21 protein-coding genes are annotated in these 19,191 nt (G+C 65.6%); 9 read left to right on the plus strand and 12 right to left on the minus strand.

Going from position 1 to position 19,191, the window contains the following annotated elements; genetic code table 11:
- Positions 1-12 precede the first annotated feature (12 nt).
- From cobS to ACM9HJ_RS21245, 3 genes are all read left to right on the plus strand, one after another.
- The gene (gene cobS, locus ACM9HJ_RS21235) at positions 13-771 is read left to right on the plus strand and encodes an adenosylcobinamide-GDP ribazoletransferase (RefSeq protein WP_416573759.1); all 759 of its coding nucleotides are present in this window, start codon (positions 13-15) and stop codon (positions 769-771) included.
- Complete coding sequence (locus tag ACM9HJ_RS21240; protein WP_416573760.1) at positions 768-1,385, plus strand: histidine phosphatase family protein; 618 nt, start codon at positions 768-770, stop codon at positions 1,383-1,385. The genes cobS and ACM9HJ_RS21240 overlap by 4 nt, the downstream gene beginning before the upstream one ends.
- A 67-nt stretch (positions 1,386-1,452) precedes the next feature.
- A complete protein-coding gene (locus ACM9HJ_RS21245; protein ID WP_416573761.1) occupies positions 1,453-2,127 on the plus strand; it encodes a lipid-binding SYLF domain-containing protein in 675 nt (224 codons plus the stop codon).
- An 82-nt stretch (positions 2,128-2,209) separates the two neighbouring features.
- Here ACM9HJ_RS21245 and ACM9HJ_RS21250 read toward each other — a convergent pair whose 3' ends face one another.
- Entirely contained in the window at positions 2,210-2,944 is a 735-nt protein-coding gene (locus ACM9HJ_RS21250) for a hypothetical protein (RefSeq protein WP_416573762.1), read from the minus strand.
- 156 nt (positions 2,945-3,100) lie between these two features.
- Between ACM9HJ_RS21250 and ACM9HJ_RS21255 the strand changes: the two genes are divergently transcribed.
- The 5 genes from ACM9HJ_RS21255 (at position 3,101) to hemB (ending at position 8,195) form a co-directional block, all read left to right on the plus strand.
- Entirely contained in the window at positions 3,101-3,736 is a 636-nt protein-coding gene (locus ACM9HJ_RS21255; RefSeq protein ID WP_416573763.1) for a DsbA family oxidoreductase, read from the plus strand.
- A 311-nt stretch (positions 3,737-4,047) separates the two neighbouring features.
- On the plus strand, positions 4,048-5,262 hold the full coding sequence (gene hemA, locus ACM9HJ_RS21260; protein ID WP_416573764.1) for a 5-aminolevulinate synthase: 1,215 nt from the start codon (positions 4,048-4,050) through the stop codon (positions 5,260-5,262).
- A gap of 162 nt (positions 5,263-5,424) precedes the next feature.
- On the plus strand, positions 5,425-6,192 hold the full coding sequence (locus ACM9HJ_RS21265; RefSeq protein WP_416573765.1) for an Hpt domain-containing protein: 768 nt from the start codon (positions 5,425-5,427) through the stop codon (positions 6,190-6,192).
- Between the two features lie 126 nt (positions 6,193-6,318).
- A complete protein-coding gene (locus ACM9HJ_RS21270) occupies positions 6,319-7,008 on the plus strand; it encodes an exopolysaccharide biosynthesis protein (protein WP_416573766.1) in 690 nt (229 codons plus the stop codon).
- A gap of 182 nt (positions 7,009-7,190) precedes the next feature.
- Complete coding sequence (hemB, locus tag ACM9HJ_RS21275) at positions 7,191-8,195, plus strand: porphobilinogen synthase (protein WP_416573767.1); 1,005 nt, start codon at positions 7,191-7,193, stop codon at positions 8,193-8,195.
- Here the strand turns inward: hemB and ACM9HJ_RS21280 are convergent.
- From ACM9HJ_RS21280 to ACM9HJ_RS21295, 4 genes are all read right to left on the minus strand, one after another.
- Positions 8,192-8,773: a hypothetical protein gene (locus ACM9HJ_RS21280; protein ID WP_416573768.1), complete on the minus strand. Its 582-nt coding sequence runs from the start codon at positions 8,771-8,773 to the stop codon at positions 8,192-8,194. The two genes, hemB and ACM9HJ_RS21280, sit on opposite strands and share 4 nt — an antisense overlap.
- A 54-nt stretch (positions 8,774-8,827) precedes the next feature.
- Positions 8,828-9,802, minus strand: a complete 975-nt coding sequence (locus ACM9HJ_RS21285) for a YheT family hydrolase (RefSeq protein WP_416573769.1) — start codon at positions 9,800-9,802, stop codon at positions 8,828-8,830.
- Positions 9,795-10,652, minus strand: a complete 858-nt coding sequence (locus tag ACM9HJ_RS21290; RefSeq protein WP_416573770.1) for an alpha/beta fold hydrolase — start codon at positions 10,650-10,652, stop codon at positions 9,795-9,797. Before ACM9HJ_RS21290 ends, ACM9HJ_RS21285 begins: the two co-directional genes overlap by 8 nt.
- Positions 10,653-10,720: 68 nt before the next feature.
- The gene (locus ACM9HJ_RS21295; protein ID WP_416573771.1) at positions 10,721-11,200 is read right to left on the minus strand and encodes a flavin reductase family protein; all 480 of its coding nucleotides are present in this window, start codon (positions 11,198-11,200) and stop codon (positions 10,721-10,723) included.
- A 136-nt stretch (positions 11,201-11,336) separates the two neighbouring features.
- Between ACM9HJ_RS21295 and ACM9HJ_RS21300 the strand changes: the two genes are divergently transcribed.
- On the plus strand, positions 11,337-12,524 hold the full coding sequence (locus tag ACM9HJ_RS21300) for a flagellar motor protein MotB (protein WP_416573772.1): 1,188 nt from the start codon (positions 11,337-11,339) through the stop codon (positions 12,522-12,524).
- A 46-nt stretch (positions 12,525-12,570) separates the two neighbouring features.
- Here ACM9HJ_RS21300 and era read toward each other — a convergent pair whose 3' ends face one another.
- The 7 genes from era to ACM9HJ_RS21335 all read right to left on the minus strand — a co-directional run bounded on the left by era (position 12,571) and on the right by ACM9HJ_RS21335 (position 19,143).
- Positions 12,571-13,548 carry a GTPase Era gene (gene era, locus ACM9HJ_RS21305; protein WP_416573773.1) on the minus strand — a complete coding sequence of 326 codons (978 nt, stop codon included), beginning with the start codon at positions 13,546-13,548 and terminating at the stop codon, positions 12,571-12,573.
- The gene (rnc, locus tag ACM9HJ_RS21310; protein WP_416573774.1) at positions 13,545-14,225 is read right to left on the minus strand and encodes a ribonuclease III; all 681 of its coding nucleotides are present in this window, start codon (positions 14,223-14,225) and stop codon (positions 13,545-13,547) included. Before rnc ends, era begins: the two co-directional genes overlap by 4 nt.
- Positions 14,225-15,073: a signal peptidase I gene (gene lepB / locus ACM9HJ_RS21315; protein WP_416573775.1), complete on the minus strand. Its 849-nt coding sequence runs from the start codon at positions 15,071-15,073 to the stop codon at positions 14,225-14,227. Before lepB ends, rnc begins: the two co-directional genes overlap by 1 nt.
- 3 nt (positions 15,074-15,076) lie before the next feature.
- The gene (acpS, locus tag ACM9HJ_RS21320) at positions 15,077-15,487 is read right to left on the minus strand and encodes a holo-ACP synthase (protein ID WP_416573776.1); all 411 of its coding nucleotides are present in this window, start codon (positions 15,485-15,487) and stop codon (positions 15,077-15,079) included.
- The gene (locus ACM9HJ_RS21325) at positions 15,484-16,233 is read right to left on the minus strand and encodes a pyridoxine 5'-phosphate synthase (protein WP_416573792.1); all 750 of its coding nucleotides are present in this window, start codon (positions 16,231-16,233) and stop codon (positions 15,484-15,486) included. The genes acpS and ACM9HJ_RS21325 overlap by 4 nt, the downstream gene beginning before the upstream one ends.
- A complete protein-coding gene (locus ACM9HJ_RS21330) occupies positions 16,233-16,781 on the minus strand; it encodes a DUF2062 domain-containing protein (protein ID WP_416573777.1) in 549 nt (182 codons plus the stop codon). Before ACM9HJ_RS21330 ends, ACM9HJ_RS21325 begins: the two co-directional genes overlap by 1 nt.
- 151 nt (positions 16,782-16,932) lie before the next feature.
- Complete coding sequence (locus tag ACM9HJ_RS21335; protein ID WP_416573778.1) at positions 16,933-19,143, minus strand: RelA/SpoT family protein; 2,211 nt, start codon at positions 19,141-19,143, stop codon at positions 16,933-16,935.
- Positions 19,144-19,191 lie beyond the last annotated feature (48 nt).

Consider the following 19,191-nt stretch of genomic DNA (forward strand, 5'->3'; position numbering starts at 1 on the left):
CTCGCGGAATTCATGGCGGCCACCATCTTCCTGACCCGCCTGCCCCTGCGTTGGAAGGGGGAATGGCCGGCCGACCTGGATCGCCGCGCCCTGCCCTGGTTCCCCATCGTCGGTTGCCTGATCGGGGTGGCGGGCGGCGCGCTCTATTGGGCGCTGACCTATGCGGGTCTGGCACCGCTGCTGGCCGGCGTGGTGACGGTGGCAGCCCTGACCTGGCTGACCGGTGCGCTGCATGAGGATGGGCTGGCCGATGTCGCCGACGGGTTCGGCGGCGGGCGTGACAAGGATGCCAAGCTTGCCATCATGAAGGACAGCCGCGTCGGCACCTATGGGTCGATGGCGCTGATCCTGGTGGTGCTGGCGCGCGTCGGCGTGCTGGCCACGCTGGCCGATCCGCGCATCGTGGCCCTGGCTCTGATCGGTGCCCACGCCTTTTCGCGCGGGATGCTGCCGCTGGTGAAGCTGGCCCTGCCCGATGCCCGGCTGAAGGGTGTGTCGGCGGACCAGGGGCGGCCGGACAGTGCCCGTGCCCTGGTAGCCCTGCTGATCGGCTTCACCCTGGCCGCAACGACACTGAACAAGCTGCATCTGGATGGCGGCACGGTCAGCCTGGCCGTCATGGCCGTGTCGGCCGCCGCCGTCTGGGCGGTGGCACAGCTCGCCAAACGACAGATCGGCGGGGTTACGGGCGACGTGCTGGGCGCCGGGCAGCAGATGGGGGAGATCGGCTTCCTCCTGGCCCTGGCAGCAGTCGTTCCGGCTTCGACATGAATAGTGGTGCGGCTGTCACACGCTGGTGGTGGGTACGGCATGCGCCGCTGATCCAGCCCGCAGGCACCATCACCGGGCGGCTGGATACGGATGTCGATCTTTGCGATACTGGAATGATATATGGGGCCCGCAAGCGGCTGCCCCTGGATGCCATCTGGCTGACCACATCCCTGTCGCGTACGGGCCGGTCGGCGGCGGCACTGGCACCCGACCAGCCAACCATCTGCGTGCCCGATCTGACCGAACAGGATTTCGGCCAGTGGCAGGGGCGGACCCATGGCGAGATCTGGGACAGTGAGCGGGAAGTGGCCGAGCGCTTCTGGCGGGACCCGGCCAGCAACATTCCGCCGGGCGGAGAAAGCTTTGCCGCTCTCTGTGATCGGATACACGCGGCCATCCATCGCGAGACGGATGCGCATGCGGGGCGCGACATCGTAATGATCGGCCATGCCGGTCCCATCCGCGCCGCACTGGCTTTGGCGCTGGGTTTGGCCCCGGCGGGGGTACTGTCCGTGGCCGTCGATCACTGGCACCTGTTCCGGCTGGATCATCTGCGTCTTGATGATGGTTCGGGGCAGTGGCGCCTTATGGGCGCCAATATTCCGCCCTGTTAGGGCCGCTTGCGTTGGCTAGGCAATGCGGGCATTGAGAATAATGTTCGCCAAATAAGGGAGCAAAGAGATGAAGCGGTTCGTGATGGCACTGTTCGGCCTGACCCTGGCGGTGTCCGCCCTGGTGCGTCCGGCCCAGGCCCTGACGGAACCCGAACTGATGGTGGAACGGGCACGGGTCACGGCGCTGACCCTGCTGACCGATCCGCAATACAAGGATCTCAAGACCCTGGTCGGCCGTGCGCGCGCCGTGCTGATCCTGCCCAACGTCATCCAGGCCGGCTTCTTCGTGGGCGGCGGCGGCGGCACCGGCGTCATGGTGGCCCGCGGCGATGACGGCGCCTGGAGCGGCCCCGCCTTCTATACCCTGGCCGAGGCCAGCTTCGGCCTGCAGTTCGGCGGCCAGGCGTCGGAGATGATGATGGTGATCATGACCCAGAAGGGCCTGGACGCCGTCATCGATCGCAAGGTGAAGCTGGGTGCCGACGCCAATGTCGCGCTGGGCGAGTTGGGCACCGGCGTCGGCGCCTCCTACGGCGTCGGCCTGTCGGCGGATATCTATGTCTATGCCAAGACCAGCGGCCTGTTCGGTGGCATGGCCGTGGAAGGTTCGGTCATCGCGCCGCGCAGCGAGTTCAACGACAAGTTCTACGGCCAGAAGACCCAGCCGCGCGCCATCCTGGTCGACCGGCATTTCTACCGGCCCGAAGCACAGTCGCTGGCCGGCGCGCTGAACACGCCTTAATACAGGCGCCGGGGGTCGCCTCCGGCGGCTTGGCTTACCTGCACACAAGTGCGCGGGCGCTCAACGCGCCAACTGGGTTGATCTAAGCGACCGCCGCCCGGACCGGTGCTGCGTTGGCGGCTACCATCTGCTCCACATCCTGCCGACGCAGCAGCGGGTAACGGGTGCGGATCAGGCGGGTCAGTTCGGCCATGTCCCAATCGCCCAGCGCCTGCGGATCGAAATGCAGGGTCAGGTACTCGTCCGCCGGCAGGGCCCCTTCCAGGGCCAGGAAGCGGATGCGGCGCACCTGTTCGGCGGCCGGCGTGCCATCCTCCATCCCCAACAGGGGCAGGCAGCGCCGTTCCAGTTCCAGCAGCGTCTCCCGCCGCCGGTCGGTCTGCCATTGCCGCAGCAGGGACAGGATGCCGGCCAGGGGGGCCGTATCCATCAGGCCCGCGCATTGCCGGACCAGCATGTCCAGCGTGTTGGCGGCCCGGATCAAACCATCATCCAGATCGAAGATCACCGGCGTGTGCCGGCGCATGTCCAGTTCCTGGCTTACCAGGGGCAACACCGCCGAACGATCCGGCATGGTGAACCAGACCTGCTCCAGCCAGGCCAGCGTCCGCTCCAGCCTTGTATCGCCACGCGGGGCGCGGATCACCTGGCCGATCAGCACCTGATCATCCAGCAACTCGTCCGCCGCCGGCACCTCGGCCGGCAGGAAGCCCGCCAGAACCGGGTCGAGGTCATGGGTCAGGTTGACGGCCAGCAGCAGGGTGGCATGGCCGACGAAGGCGGCGGCGAGCTGCGCACCCGTCAGGATATTGGTCATTATGGGGTTCCCAAACCGCCCGACCTTCACAAATTTTTCACATCATGATCCCGTACGGTTGTCCTTGCAATGGATCATACGCGGTGCCGCCCCCTCGCCCCGGTAACCAAATGGGGTTATATGGTGTGGTGTGGCGCCGGGGCATCGGGGATGGGCATGCTGATCGAGATCTATTCCGACCTGATCTGTCCCTGGTGCTTCCTGGGCAAGGTCCGACTGGACCGGGCGCTGGCCGAACGGCCGGGCGTGCGGGTCGATATCCGCTGGATGCCGTTCCAGCTGAACCCCGACCTACCGGCCGAGGGCATGGATCGCGACTTGTATTTCACCGCCAAGTTCGGCGGGCCGGAACGGGTGCGGCAGATGAATGCCGTGGTGGAACAGGCGGCATCGCGCGAGGGGCTGTTCCTGCGCCTGGACCTGATCCGCCGCATCCCCAGCACGCTACAGGCACACCGGCTGGTCCGTTTCGCCGAACGCTGGGGCAAGGCCACCGACATGGCCATGGCCCTGTTCCGGGCCTATTTCCAACAGGGCCGCGATATCGGCGACATCCCCATCCTGGCCCGGATCGCCGCCGAACAGGGGCTGGACCCGGCCGCGGTGCTGGACCATCTGGAGGGCCAGGCCGACATGGCGGCCGTACGCGGCAGCGACGCCCAGGCCCGCCAGCTGGGAGTGCAGGCCGTGCCCTGCTACATCTTCGACCGGCGCTATGCCCTGGCCGGGGCGCAGGAACATACGGCTTTCCTGCCGATGCTGGATCTGGCACGCGATGAACTGGTGGGGTGAGGGTTTTCCAACCTTGCCTGCCGACGATCGCAATATCTGCAGGCCAAAACACACCCGACAATGTCTGTCCGCACCGTAGCCATGCGTGAAAAGCCTCTTGGACAGAACGATGAATTGACCGAAATCAACGCGGTGTTCACGGTTTGCCGTCATGGTTCGGGTCAGTCGCCCGTCGGCAATGTCGGGGGACGGCGCGACAAGCCGTCGCGCAGGCTTTTGCCCGCTCATCCCATGGTATAATAAACAGGGGGTGGACAAACGGCATAGCCGGCGTGACACTCCTCAAAGTGGCGTATACGGGACAACGGCCCATGGATTACGAGAGCTTTTTCAAGAGCCAGATCGACGGTCTGAAGCGCGAAGGGCGTTATCGCATTTTCGCCGATCTTGAACGCCGCGTCGGGGAGTTCCCCACCGCCACCTTCCACGGTGAGGATGGGCCGCCCAAGGATGTCACCGTCTGGTGCTCCAACGATTATCTGGGCATGGGCCAGCATCCCGTCGTCATCGGCTCCATGGTCGACAGCCTGCACAAGTGCGGTGCCGGCGCCGGGGGTACGCGCAACATCTCCGGCACCAATCACTATCATGTGATGCTGGAGCGTGAGCTGGCCGACCTGCACGGCAAGGAAGAGGCGCTGCTGTTCACCTCGGGCTATATCAGCAACGAGGCGACGCTTTCCACCCTGCCCCGCATCCTGCCGAACTGCGTCGTCTTCTCCGACGCGCTGAATCATAATTCGATGATCGAGGGCATCCGCCACTCGGGTGCTGAAAAGCACATCTTCCGCCACAACGACGTGGCGCATCTGGATGCGCTGCTGTCGCGCTATCCGAAGAACCAGCCCAAACTGGTGGCGTTCGAAAGCGTTTATTCCATGGATGGCGACATCGCCCCCATCGCGGATATCTGCGACGTGGCGGAAAAGCATGGCGCCATGACCTATCTGGACGAAGTCCATGCCGTTGGCATGTATGGCGTTCGTGGCGCCGGCGTGGCCGAGCGCGAGGGCGTGATGGACCGGCTGACGGTCATCGAAGGCACGCTGGGCAAGGCGTTCGGCGTGATGGGCGGGTACATCACCGGCTCCGCCGCCCTGGTCGATTGCGTGCGCAGCTTCGCACCGTCCTTCATCTTCACCACCTCGCTGGCCCCGGTGCTGGCCGCCGGTGCGCTGGCCTCGGTGATGTTCCTGAAGGAGCATAACGAGATCCGCATCCGTCATCAGGAGCGCGCCGCCACCCTGAAGCGTCGTCTGGCCCAGGCGGGATTGCCGGTCATGCCGTCGGTCAGCCATATCGTGCCGCTGCTGGTGGGTGACGCGCATCTGTGCAAGCAGGCCAGCGACGACCTTCTGCGCTATCACGACATCTATGTGCAGCCGATCAATTATCCCACCGTTCCGCGTGGGACGGAGCGGCTGCGCCTGACCCCCACCCCCTTCCATGATGACCGCAAGATGGACCATCTGGTCGATGCCCTGCTGTCGGTGTGGAAGAACCTGGAACTGAAGCGCGCCGCCTGATTACAGGTCGCCTTTGAACCTCTACGAGGGCCCGGAGGCAGCCGCTTCCGGGCCCTCGGCTTTTCAGCATGGCGGCTGTAACCCAAGGGTTACCCCTGTAGGCTTGATGCCGGCCCCACCGCCGGGGTACAGGGATATGTGCTACCGATGGGAGAGATAAAAATGGCCGAAGTCGATATGGACGAACTGCTTGAACAGCTGAAGTCCGAGTTCGGCGATTATATCAGCGACCGGCTGTCCTCCATCTATGGCACGCTGGACCAGATGAAGGCCGGTACCGTCAAGGGTGGCGACGCGCTGCGCGAACTGCGCCGGGAAATCCATTCGCTGAAGGGTGCCGGGTCCACCTTCGGCTATCCCATCGTGTCCCTGATCGCGCAGCGTCTGGAGACCTATTGCTCCGACCTGAAGGACCTGGATGACAAGCAGGTCGCCGATGTCCAGATTTTCGCCGACCGCATCGCCGAGATGGCGGAACTGGCCGAACAGCCCGACATCGCCGCCACCAACCAGATCATCCGCCGCCTGCCCACGCGCTTTGAATTCGACATCACCGATGTCGAGGTGCGCGATGTGGAAATCATGCTGGTGACGCCGAACAAGCTGGTGGCCCGCAAGGCGGCGGCGGAGCTGGCGGCCTGCGGCTTCCGCGTCAACATCGTCCCCGACCCGATCGAGGCCATTTCCATCGCCGTGCGCATGCCGCCGGACATGGTGATCGCATCGGCCGTCATGGACGGTCTGGGCGGCATCGACCTGATCCGCGGTCTGCGCGCCATGTCGGTGACCAGCCACGTTCCCGCCGCCCTGATGACCAGCATGGGAGCCGACCAGTTGAAGGGCGTTCCGGCCGATGCCGGGGTCATCCGGCTGGGCGCGACATTCGGCGATGACATTGCAGCGGCCATCACCCGTTTCAATCTGGGATGAAGACCCCCATATCCCGCGTTTGCTATGATGGGGCATCGCGCCGCAGGTGCCCTATCACGATCCGGTAACCCGGATGGCGTATAGGGTACCGACGGAATGCGGTTCCGTCGGGATTGAAGGTTGATCTTGGACACGCAATTACCGCCTGATGCCGATGGGCTGTCGCCAGAGGCCAGCACCGCCAGGAACGAAGGAGCCGGAAGGACGGCGCCCAAGCGGACCACCGACGTGCTGTTCGACACGATCGCGAAGGTGGAGGGCGAACGGATCAGCATCGGCCAGTTGATCGACGGGCTGGGCGAGCGGGCCTATGGCATCCTGTTCATGCTGCTGGCCCTACCCACCATCATCCCCGCCCCGCCCGGCATGTCGGCGGTGACGGGCACGCCCATGCTGTTCTTCGCATTGCAGATGGTGATCGGCCATCCGCATCCCTGGCTGCCCGCTTTCCTGCGCCGGCGTAGCGTGGCACGGGCCGACCTGCTGGCCGTCCTGAACAAGTGTGCCCCCTGGCTGCGCAAGGTGGAACGGATCACCCGGCCGCGCCTCACCTATATGGTCGAAGGCTGGATGGAACGGTTCGCGGGGCTGGTCGTGCTGTTCCTGGCCGGCGTCCTGATCCTGCCGATCTTCATGGGCAACATGTTTCCCTCCATCGCCGTGGCGCTGATCGCGCTGGCGGTGATGGAGCGCGACGGCGTCGCGGTCATCGCTGGTTACATCGCCGCCGTGGCCAGCACCATCGTGGCCTTCGGCTTCATCGTCGTCACCTTCAAGGTGATGATCTATGCCGTGCATGAATTCCTGGGGCTTTGATCGCGTAGGTCAGGTCGAGCCGAAGGCGAGCCGTGACAGCGTTGCTTTCAATCCGTTTCTATCAGGGCTCGCCTTCGGCTCGGCCTGACCTACGGCGCAATGGCCGCAGGCAGCGTTGTTGCGGGACGGGGTAAGGCGGGCGTAGCATCCGGCCAGCTTTCGTCATCCAGCAGGGCTGTTCCATGCCGACCTCCACCCAGAGCTTTCCCCGCACCCGCCCGCGTCGCAACCGCGTGGATGGCTGGACCCGCCGGCTGATGGCGGAGAACCGGTTGTCGGTGGACGACCTGATCTGGCCGGTCTTCGCCGTGGATGGCGAGAACCAGCGCCAACCCATCGCCAGCATGCCGGGCGTGGAACGTCTGTCGCTGGATCTGCTGGTACCGGCCGTGGCCCAGGCCCGCGATCTGGGCATCCCCTGCGTCGCCCTGTTTCCCGTCCTGCCGCTGGACAGGAAGGACCCGGAGGGGCGCGAGGCCGGCAATCCGGACAATCTGATGTGCCGGGCCATCCGTGCCATCAAGCGCGAGGTGCCGGATATCGGCATCCTGGGCGATGTGGCGCTGGACCCCTATACCAGCCATGGCCATGACGGCATCGTGAAGGACGGATATGTCCTGAACGAAGAGACGGTGGAGGCGCTGGTGCGCCAGGCCCTGGTCCAGGCCGAGGCCGGCTGCGATATCGTCGCCCCGTCGGATATGATGGATGGCCGCATCGGCGCCATCCGCGACGCGCTGGAGGGCGGCGGGCACAGCCTGACCTGCATCTGCGCCTATGCTGCCAAATACGCATCCGCCTTTTACGGTCCGTTCCGCGAGGCGGTGCAGACCGGCGGCCTGCTGAAGGGGGACAAGAAGACCTACCAGATGGATGCCGCCAACAGCGACGAGGCCCTGCGCGAGGTGGCGCTGGACATCGCCGAGGGCGCGGACATGGTGATGGTGAAGCCGGGCATGCCCTATCTGGACATCATCCGCCGCGTGAAGGACGAATTCCGCGTCCCCACCTTCGCCTATCATGTCAGCGGCGAATACGCGATGCTGCGCGCCGCCAGCGCCAATGGCTGGCTGAATTACGACGCCGCGTTGCTGGAAACCCTGCTGGGCTTCAAACGGGCAGGCACCGACGCCGTGCTGACCTATGGCGCGGTCGATGCGGCGAAGCTGCTGCGCGAGCGTAGTTAACTCGGTGGGCGCCAGGGCGGCACCTCGGCCGCTTCCTCCTGGTCCAGGCGGCCGGCGCAGGTGATCTTGGGCGGGCCGTTGCCGAAAGCATCGGCTTCGGGCACACGCAGGGTCACCTCCAGCAGCACCATGTTGGTCAGCATCTCCGCGAACGGTTCCGGGCGGTTGCCGCCGGGGCCGCGCGTGTCGGAGCCGAAGACGCGCTGCAGGTACCAGCCCGCACCCGACATGCCGGCGGGAGCGCCTGCCAGCAGGTGATCGCGGAGCAAGGTGTAGAGGTCCCGGCAGCGGGCCAGGCTGCGTTCGCGTGCATTCATGGGCAGGGATAGATAGGCCAGGACCCGCCGGTCGAAGGGGCGGTAGAGCGTGCCCACCTTCACCGCCCCGTCGCGCCCATCCTTCAGGCCCAGGGCGGTGGCCGCCTGCCGTACCTCCCGGTCCAGGCGCAGCATGCCCCAATCCAGCAGGGTGACGGGCGTGTTGGACAGCCATCCGGTTAAAGCGGGATCGACGGGTTTGTCCTGGGCATGGACTGGAAGGGCCAGGGAAAGGCATGTCAGCAACAGCAGAACCCGCATCAAACCCTCCGCCCGATCAAGGGGACAGGGTAGCCGCGTCACATGACAATCCTGTTACAGGCGGGACAGGAACAGGTCGAGGCAGCGGTCGGACCAGATGCCATCCGCCCCGTGGAACCCGACATGCCCGCCGCAGCGGCTGATGGCCGGGTGCAGCCGGGGGTTGGCGGACCAGGGGAAGTCGCGATAGGCGGCGGGCGGTATCCAGGGATCGTCCAGGGCATGGACCACCAGGGTGGGCACCTGGATGCGCAGTAGGAAGGCGAGGGCCGAATTGACCCGGTAATATTCCGGCGCGTCGGCCCAGCCGTTCCAGGGGGCCACCACCTTGTCGTCGAAATCCCACAGGTCGATCGCCGACAGGGCCGCATCGGCCCAGCGGTCGCCGACCAGGGCGCGGTTGGCCTGCATGTCGGCCTTCATCTGGCCCAGCAGGCGGTTATGGTAGAGCCGGTTGGGACGCGCGCCGAACAGGCGGCTGCTGGCCGCCAGATCGATGGGGGCGGAGATGGCGGCACCCGCCAGCACGGGCACGGGGAAATCCCCCTCGCCCAGGAATTTCAGCGTGCAATTGCCGCCCAACGACCAGCCGACAAGGATGACGCCGTTGGCAGTGAGGTCAGGAGACAGCCCGGCCAGCACCGCCCGCACATCGCCGGTGCGCCCGGCATGGTAGCGGCGGGAGCAGAGTGACGCCGATGACCCCGCCCCGCGCAAGTTCAGGCGCAGGACGGGATGGCCCCGGCCCAGCAGCAGGCGCGTGGTGGCGCGGACATAGAAACTGTCCTCGCTACCCGTCAAACCATGCAGCAATACAGCCAGAGGTTTTTCGGACTCCGGCGCATCACCGGGAAAGTTGAGACGACCCAGCAACACGTCACCGCTGCCATCCGGCATGGCAAAGCGCATCTCCCGCCCCGGTGGCAGCGAATGGGCGGGCTTGGCCACCGTGTTGCGCACGGTCTGCAGATGCCGCCCCCACCAGGGAAAGCGCGGACGGAAGGGCGGGAAAGCTCCCTGTTCAGCCATTATCGGTCAGGAAGCCGCGCACGGCGGCGATCTGGTCCGCGGCCATCAGGGCGGGGGCATGGCCGGCATCGGGCACCAGATACAGGCTGGCGCGCGGCCCTTCCCGCGTCATCCGTTCCGCCGTTTCGGCCAGCAGCAGATCTGACCGGGCACCACGTACCACCAGCACGGGCTGCCGGATCATCGACCAGAGCGGCCAGAGATCCAGGTCGGTGATGGCGCTGGTGCGGAAGATGCGGGAAATACCGGGATCGAACGCCAGACGATAGGAACCATCGGGCTGCGCATCGCTGCTGGCCTCTGCCATCCGCCGCCATTGCGGGTCGGTCAGGGCGCCAAACCCCTCATACCGCTTGCGCAGATAGGTTTCCACCGCCGGCACATCGGCGAAGACCGGGTCCAGGCCGACATAATCGCCGATCCGTTCCAGCGCGCGCTGCGGGATGAAGGGGCCGACATCATTGATGACCAGCCGGCGGATGGGGCTGTTTGGCTGGGCCGCCAGCATCATGCCGATCAGCCCGCCCATGGAGGTACCGACCCAATCCACCTGTTCCACATCCAGCCGGGCCAGCAGTACCGCCATATCGGCCAGATATTGCGCATAGCTGTAATTGTCGGGATTGGCCAGCCGGCCCGACCGGCCCCGCCCCACCACATCGGGGCAGATGATGCGCGCATTCAGGCTGTCGGCCAGATCGGCAGCCAGCACGTCGAAATCCCGGCCATTGCGCGTCAGCCCATGCACGCAGACGATGGCGCGCGGACCCGTCCCCCATTCGCGATAGGCGATGCGATGGAACCCGGTCGCCGACAGGCCCTGGCAGGATTTATCGACAAAGCTGGACATGGGACAGGACACTCCGGCGGGAAACGGTATTGCAAATTACTGAAACATGAATCATGTTTCAACATCGTTCATGATGCCAGCGCGGCGTATGTGCCCCGGTAATAGAGCAGCGGTGCCCCCGGCCGGTTGGCGAAACCCAGCACGCGGCCGACCAGGATCGTATGATCCCCACCCTCATGCACGGCGTGGCGTGCGCAATCCAGCACAGCCAGGGCACCCTGGATCAGCGGTGCGCCCCCCTGCCCCCGCACGGCCGGCACCCCATCCCACCGCACGGCCTGCGGCGCCCGGGCGAAGGTGGAAGAGAGCGGACGCTGGTCATCGGCCAGGATGGACAGCGCAAAACCCGGCGCGTCCAGGAAGGCCGACAGGCTTTCCGACCGGTTATCCAGGCAGAACAAAACCAGCGGCGGGTCCAGTGAGACGGAGGTGAAGGAATTCACCGTCAGGCCCACGGGCTGCCCATCCGGCCCGGTGGCGGACGCGATGCAGACCCCGGTGGCGAAGCATCCCAGTGTGTCACGGAAGGCGCGCTGGTCGAAACTCATGCCGTGCAGGCTCCCCATCCTCTGTGCTTCTACGGGTTAACCCGGCTTGGGGTTGGTGTGCAAGCCGCAAGCCCCGTGACCGGCGCGCCGCCGCTTGCTACACTGCCCACCGATCATCATCGCAGTGGAACGGATAGTGGCCGGCGTCGAAGAAAAAGCCCCCATCATCATCAAGAAGATCAACAAGGGCGGCGAAGGGCACCATGGCGGCGCCTGGAAGGTGGCCTATGCCGACTTCGTGACCGCGATGATGGCCTTCTTCCTGCTGCTGTGGCTGCTGAACGTGACCACAGCCGAACAGAAGATGGGCATCGCCGATTATTTCAGCCCGGCCAGCGCATCGAAACAGACCAGCGGCTCCGGCGGCGTCCTGGGTGGCCAGACCATCCGGGTGGATGGCGCCATGGTCAATGCCAGCAGCCCGCCCGGCGTCACCGTCCCCACCCCAACCATGCCCGCCGCCGCCAATTCGCAGGAACAGACGGACGACAGCCAGGACAGTTCCGCCGGCAGCCCCACGCAGAAGGAAACGACCGGCAAGGGTGCGGGGGAGAAGGAAGGCGGCTGGACCCGCGGCGACGTGGTGAATGGTCTGGCCGTGCTGGAACGCGCCGGCGAGAAGGAAGCCGCCGACAAGAACAAGGACGGCCAGGTGGACGAGCAGGAGTTGAAGGAAGCGCTGGCCAAGCACGAGGATGCGCAGTTCGCGCAGGCCGAAGCGGAACTGCGCCAGGCCATACAGCAGGTCCCCGAACTGCGCGACCTGGCACAGAACCTGATCATCGACAAGACGCCGGAGGGCCTGCGCATCCAGCTTGTCGACCAGGAAGGCTATTCCATGTTCCCGTCGGGCAGTTCCAAGATGTTGCCGCAGACGGCGCAGTTGATGTCACAGGTGGCGCAGGCGGTGGGCAAGCTGCCCAACAAGCTGTCGGTCAGCGGCCATACGGACAGCATCCCGTTCGGGGCCAGCACATCCTACACCAACTGGGAATTGTCCACCGACCGCGCCAACGCCACGCGCCGCGCGCTGGAAGCCACCGGCGTGCCCGACAGCCGGTTCGAGACGGTGGTGGGCCGTGCGGACCGCGACCATCTGTTCAAGGATGAGCCGAATTCACCCCGCAACCGCCGCATCTCCATCGTGCTGCTGCGCGACAACCTGCTGAGCGGGGCAGCGCCCGGCGCCGGCCGGGGCAACAATGCCGGCGCTACCCATAGCGGCTCCATCGCGCCGCCGGGTGCCGGCAGTTCCGCCCCGCCGGCGGCCGCACCACGACCGACGGTACAGCCGGCACCGGCGGTGGTGGGCACGCCGCGGTAAGGGGCTCCCGTAGGCACCTCACGCGTTGTAATTCACGAGTTGTAATTCACGCGTTGTAATCCAGCCCCCAGGGCTCGTACTGGTCGCGTTCGTCGGCCCAGTTCTCGCGCAGCTTCACGAACAGCATCAGGTGCACGGGACGCCCCAGGAATTCGGTCATTTCCACACGCGCAGCGGTACTGATCTGCTTGATGCGCGCACCGCCCTTGCCCAGGATGATGGCCTTCTGCGTGTCGCGCTGGACATAGATGACCTGGCCGATGCGGACGGAGCCGTTTTCGAACTCCTCCCAGGTTTCCGTTTCCACGCTGGTGGCATACGGCACTTCCTGGTGAAGCTGGAGGAACAGCTTCTCACGCGTGATTTCCGCCGCCAGCAGGCGTTCCGGCATGTCGGAAAGCTGGTCGGGCGGATAGAGCCAGGGGCCTTCCGGCACGGCACCGGCAAAGAACTTCAACAGCCCTTCCAGCCCGTCACCGGTCAGGGCCGAGACCATGAACGTGTCGGTGAAGATATCGAACTCGGCGAATTCCGACGCCAGGGCCAGCAGGCGCTCGCGCTTGATAAGGTCAATCTTGTTCAGGATCAGCACGGCCTTGCGCCCGGCTTCCTTCAGCTTCTCGACGATGCCCTTGGTGTCTTCATCGATGCGGCGTTGGCTGGCATCGAACAGCACGGCCACCTGATCGGCATCCGTGGCACCCTGCCAGGCGGCGGCGACCATGGCGCGTTCCAGCCGCTTCTTGGGCGTGAAGATGCCCGGCGTGTCGACATAGAGGATCTGGCTGTCATCGACCATGCCGATGCCCAGCACGCGGCTCCGCGTGGTCTGGACCTTGGGGCTGACGATGGAGACCTTGGTACCGACAAGCGCGTTCAACAGCGTCGACTTGCCCGCGTTGGGGGCGCCCACCAGCGCCACGAAGCCGCAGCGCGGATGGGTGGGGGCCGGACGGGCCGGCGTGTCACCGCTGGCATCCTGGCCGGAAAGAAAACGGGAAACGATATCGTCGCTGTCGGTCATGTATTGCGAATCCGGGAAAGCAGGGCTTCGGCGGCGGTCTTCTCCGCCACGCGCTTGGAGGGGCCGGTTGCCACCGACGGCTCATGCCCCTCCACGGTCACGCTGACCTGGAAGACGGGGGCATGGTCCGGCCCGGTGCGGCCGATATCCGTATAAAGCGGCAGTTTCTGTCCGCGCGCCAGCGCCCATTCCTGGAGGCCGGTCTTCGGGTCCTGCGGGGGTGCCGCCTTGGCCCCCTCCAAAGCCGCATCCCAGTGCTTGCGGATAAAGCCCCTGGCCGCGTCTAGCCCGCCATCGAGATAGAGGGCACCGATCACCGCCTCGCACGCATCGGCCAGGATGGCGGGCTTCACCTCACCCGCCTGCTCACCCGGTGCCAGACGCAGATACTGGCCCAGCCCGATACGGCCGGCCACCACCACCAGCGCTTCGGCCCGCACCAGGGCGGTCAGGCGGCGGGCCAAGGCCCCTTCCTGTTCCTTGGGAAACCGTTCCAGCAGCCATTCGGCCACCACCAGACCCAGGACGCGATCGCCTAAGAATTCCAGCCGCTCATAGCCCTTGCCCACGGCCTTGCGGCTGACCCCGCCCACCGACGGGTGGGTCAGCGCCTCGGTCAGGCGGGCTGTATCCTTGAAACGATGGCCCAGGATTTCCTGCAACGCATCCAGTTCCATCACTCGACCCTTTCCCAGAACCGTTCGGTGCGGATGGACCGGCCCCAGCGCCAGAAGCGCCACAGGCTTTCCTCCTCCTTCACCGACAGGAAGATATAGGTGGCGCGGCCGACCAGGTTCTCCACGGGCACGAAGCCCACCACCTCCGGCACGCGGCTGTCCTGCGAATTGTCGCGGCTGTCGCCCATGCCGAACACGTAACCGGGCGGCACGGTGAAGACCGGCGTGTCATCCAGCAGCCCCTGGTCACCCGACATCTCGATCACCGGATGGGTACGGCCACCGGGCAAGGTCTCGATATATTGCGGGGCGGTGAAGGCGCCGCCGAACCCTTCATGCAGGACGAAGTCGGGGGCGCGGACCCGTGCCGCCATCTCCCCGTTCACATAAAGCGCACCGCCGATCATCTGCAAACGGTCGCAGGGCAGGCCGACGATGCGCTTGATATAATCGACGCCGGTATCCTTGGGCAGCTTGAACACCGCCACGTCGCCGCGTTCCGGCAGGCTGCCGAACAGGCGGCCGGGGGCTGCCTTGCAATCCTTGGTGACCGGCGGCGCTGCATCCCCGAAGCGCAGGAAGCCCGGCAGCGAATAGCGGCTGTAGCCATAGGCCGCCTTGTTCACGAACAGATAATCGCCGACCAGCAGGGTGGGCACCATCGATCCGCTGGGGATGTTGAACGCCTCGAACGTCAATGTGCGCACACCGATGACCACGGCGATGGTGGCTAGGATGATGCGCAGCGTCTCCCCCCAGCCGCCGCCCACATGGTGGGGACGGGTCTCCACCAGGGGCGGCAGGGTCTCCGGCTCAAGCGGCGGCTGGCGGCGCTGCGGCTGTTCCATGGATCACACCGGCGCCTGGGCGGAAATGACGACGAAGGCCTGGGCATAGGGCAACTCGTCCGTCATCGACAGGTCGATGCGCGGCGCCATGCCGGACGGCACCAGCAGGTTCAGCCGTTCCAGCGCCCCGCCGGTCAGGCGCAGGACGGGCTTGGCCTTGCCGTCGGACAGGACCTCGATATCCTTGAAATGCACGCCGGCCGCATAGCCGGTGCCCAACGCCTTGGTCGCCGCCTCCTTGGCGGCGAAGCGCTTGGCATATGTCGCGGCGCGCACGGTGGCGCTACCCGACGCGTCGGCGCGAGCCCGTTCGGCATCGGTGAAGACGCGGGCGGCGAAACGGTCGCCGAACCGGTCCAGGCTTGCCTGGATGCGGCGGATATCGACCAGATCGCTGCCGATGCCCAGGATCATGCGGCCCCCGAACGGCGGCCGGCATCCATGCGCGACCGCATCTCGGCGATGGTGGCGGGCAGGCCGATGAAGATCGCCTCCCCCATCATGAAATGGCCGATATTCAACTCCACCACGGACTGGATGGCGGCCACGGGGCCGACATTGGCGAAGGTCAGGCCGTGACCGGCATGGCATTCCAGGCCGATCGCCTCGGCATGCGCAGCGGCAGCGACCAGCTTGGCCAGTTCAGCATCGCGCGCCGGCCCCGTGGGCGCATCGGCATAGGCACCGGTATGCAGTTCCACGACGGGAGCGCCCAGGGCGCGGGCCATGTCGAGTTGGGCCGGATCGGCGCCGATGAAGATGGAGACGCGGATGCCGGCATCGGTCAGACGGCCCACATAGGGCCCCAGTTCATTGCTCTTGCCGATGACATCCAGCCCACCCTCCGTCGTCCGCTCCTCCCGCTTTTCCGGAACCAGGCAGACGGCATGGGGACGGTGGCGCAGCGCGATCGCCAGCATCTCCTCCGTCGCCGCCATCTCCAGATTCAGAGGCTTGTGCAGTTCCGCCATCAGCCGGTCGATATCCTCGTCCCTGATATGGCGGCGATCCTCACGCAGATGGGCGGTGATGCCGTCGGCACCGGCGGCCACGGCCAGCAAGGCGGCACGGACGGGACAGGGATTGTCGCCGCCGCGCGCGTTGCGCACCGTGGCCACATGGTCGATGTTCACGCCCAGACGCAAAGGCTTGGCACCCATCATACTTCCTTCCCCCGCAACAGGATGACGGCCCGCCGCCGCTCCCGCCGCTTCTCCTGATAGAACTGGATCACGGGCTTGGCAACCGCATAGGCGATGACCCCCGCCCCCAGCCCCAGCAGCGCCCCGCCGGCCAGCATCGGCAGGAACACCTGCCAGGGATGGTCAAGCAGGAAGGCCAGGGTCAGGCGTGCCTGATCATCATGCCCCGGCGCCATGCCCAGCAGGGTGCAGCCCAGCCGGTAGCTGGAATACCAGATTGCCGGGAAGGTCCAGGGGTTGGCTGTGACGGTGCCCACCATGGCGCCCATGATGCTGGCGCGGCTGGCCCAGGCCAGGACGAAAGCGATCGGGAAATGCAGGCCCAGCAGCGGCGTCATGGCCACGGCCACGCCCCAGGCGATGCCCAGGGCGATGGAATGGGGTGAACCCTGGATGCGCGCCACCCGATAGGCGACATAGCGCCCCGACCGCACCAGCCCCATGGAGGGCCAGAGCAGTCGGGCGAGACGCCGGGCCGGGGTCAACGGTACACGCCGCCTGAACATGATGTGCCAAGTTCCTTATGTGGTCCCCGCCTTACCAGGCGGGAACCCTGTTACTCAATCGCCGGCGCGCCCTTCGGTCGCTTGGCTACGCCGCACGTGCGGCACGGCGGCAGTCGCCGCCGGAGCATGTTCGCGTTCACGCAAACATGCTCTAGCGTCCACGCTCTACCGAATGGATCACCGGTGTCGCGCGCAGCGCCGCCATGATGTTGGTCAGATGCTTGACGTCCTTCACGTCCACATCGATCAGCATCTCGAAATAGTCGTTGGTGCGGTTGGTGATCTTCAGATTGGTGATGTTGCCGGCATTCTTGCCGATGACCGTGGACAGCGTGCCCAGCGCCCCCGTCTCGTTCGCCACGACCACCGACAGGCGGCCCACCAGATCGTTGGGCGTGTCGGCATCCGGGTCCCAGGAGACGTCGATCCAGCGTTCCGGACTGTCATGGAAGCTTTCCAGCGTCTCGCAGTCGATCGTGTGGATCGTCACCCCCTTGCCCGTGGTGACGATGCCGACGATGCGGTCGCCCACGATCGGGTGGCAGCAGCGGGCATAATGCACCGCCATGCCGGGGATCAGGCCGCGGATGGCCAGCGGAGCCGTACCCTTGCCCTTGACCACCGGCTTGGGCTTGGTGCCCAGCGCCACCACCTTCTCGTCCGCGACGACGGGGTTGACGTTGCGGTGGCCGGGGAAGATGGAGTTGAAGACATCCCGCACGCCCGTGGTACCGGCGCCGATGGCGGCCAGCAGATCATCCACGCTGGGCTGCTGATAGATCTTCAGCACACCTTCGAAGGCCTTTTCCGAATATTCGTAGCCTTCCTGCTTGAACACCCGCTCTATCAGGCCGCGGCCCAGCTTGATATGCTCGCCCCGTTGCTGGGTGCGGATGAAACGGCGGATGCGGGCCCGCGCCTTGCCGGTGATGACGAAGTTTTCCCAGTCCGGCGAGGGCGAGGAATTCTTCGAGGTCAGCACCTCCACCTGGTCGCCATTCTGCAAATGGCTGCGCAGCGGCTGCATGCGGCCATTGATCTTGGCGCCCACGCAGGTGTCGCCCACCTGGCTGTGGACAGCATAGGCGAAATCCACGGGCGTGGCGCCGCGCGGCAAGGCGATCAGGTCGCCCTTGGGCGTGAAGCAGAACACCTGGTCCTGGAACAGCTCCAGCTTGGTGTGCTCCAGGAACTCTTCCGGCCGCGTCGCATGCTCCAGGATATCCAGCAGCTCGCGCAGCCAGCGATATTGGCGGCCTTCCGTCTTGGGCTGCTCGACCGGCGCACCCTGCTTGTAGGACCAGTGGGCGGCCACGCCCATATCGGCCACGTCATGCATGTTGCGGGTGCGGATCTGCACCTCGATGCGCTGCTTCTCCGGCCCGATCACGGTCGTGTGGATCGATTGGTAGCCGTTGGGCTTGGGCGTGGAGATGTAATCCTTGAACCGGCCCGGCACGACCGGATAGCGGGCATGGATGATGCCCAGCGCCTGGTAGCATTCGCCCAACGTGTCAACGACGATGCGGAAGGCCATCACGTCGGACAGCTGTTCGAACGCCACATTCTTGGCGTGCATCTTGCGCCAGATCGAATAGGGCGATTTCAGCCGCCCATAGATCTCCGCATTCGACACGGCCGATTCGTTGCCGAAACGAATGGTCTTGTCCAATTCCTCGATAATCCGGTCCACGCGGGCCTTGCCGGTGGCCTGCAGATCATCCAGGCGGATCTTGATACTTTCATAGGCTTCGGTGTTCAGTTCCCTGAACGCCATGTCCTCCAGCTGGTCCTTCCAGCGCTGGATACCGATACGCTCGGCCAGGGGGACATAGATTTCCAGCGTCTCGCGCGCGATGCGGCGGCGCTTCTCGGGCTTCAGATACTCGATCGTGCCCATATTGTGCAGGCGGTCGGCCAGCTTGACCAGGAGGACGCGGATATCCTCCGACATGGCCAGCACCAGCTTGCGGAAGTTTTCCGCCTGCTTGGTGCTTTCGCTCTGCTCACCGATATTCTGCAGCTCAATGCGCGACAGCTTGGTCACGCCATCGACCAGACGCGCCACCTCGGGGCCGAATAGACGCTGGATTTCCTCCAGCGTCGTCAGCGTATCCTCGACCGTGTCGTGCAGCAGCGCCGTAATGATGCTGTTGGCGTCGAGCTTCAGCTCGGTCAACAGCCAGGCCACCCATATCGGGTGGACATAATACGGATCGCCGCTGGCCCGCGTTTGCGAGCCATGCGCCTTCATCGTGAAGACGTAAGCGCGGTTGAGCGCGTCCTCGTCGGCGTTGGGGTCGTACCCCATCACGCGCTCAACCAGTTCGTACTGGCGGATGATCTTGGTCTGGCGGCTCATGCTACACCGCCTTTCCGGGTCTTATCGCGCCAACACGGGCCTTCCATC

The sequence above is a fragment of the Niveispirillum sp. KHB5.9 genome (genome assembly GCF_048066115.1).
Lineage (GTDB): Bacteria > Pseudomonadota > Alphaproteobacteria > Azospirillales > Azospirillaceae > Niveispirillum.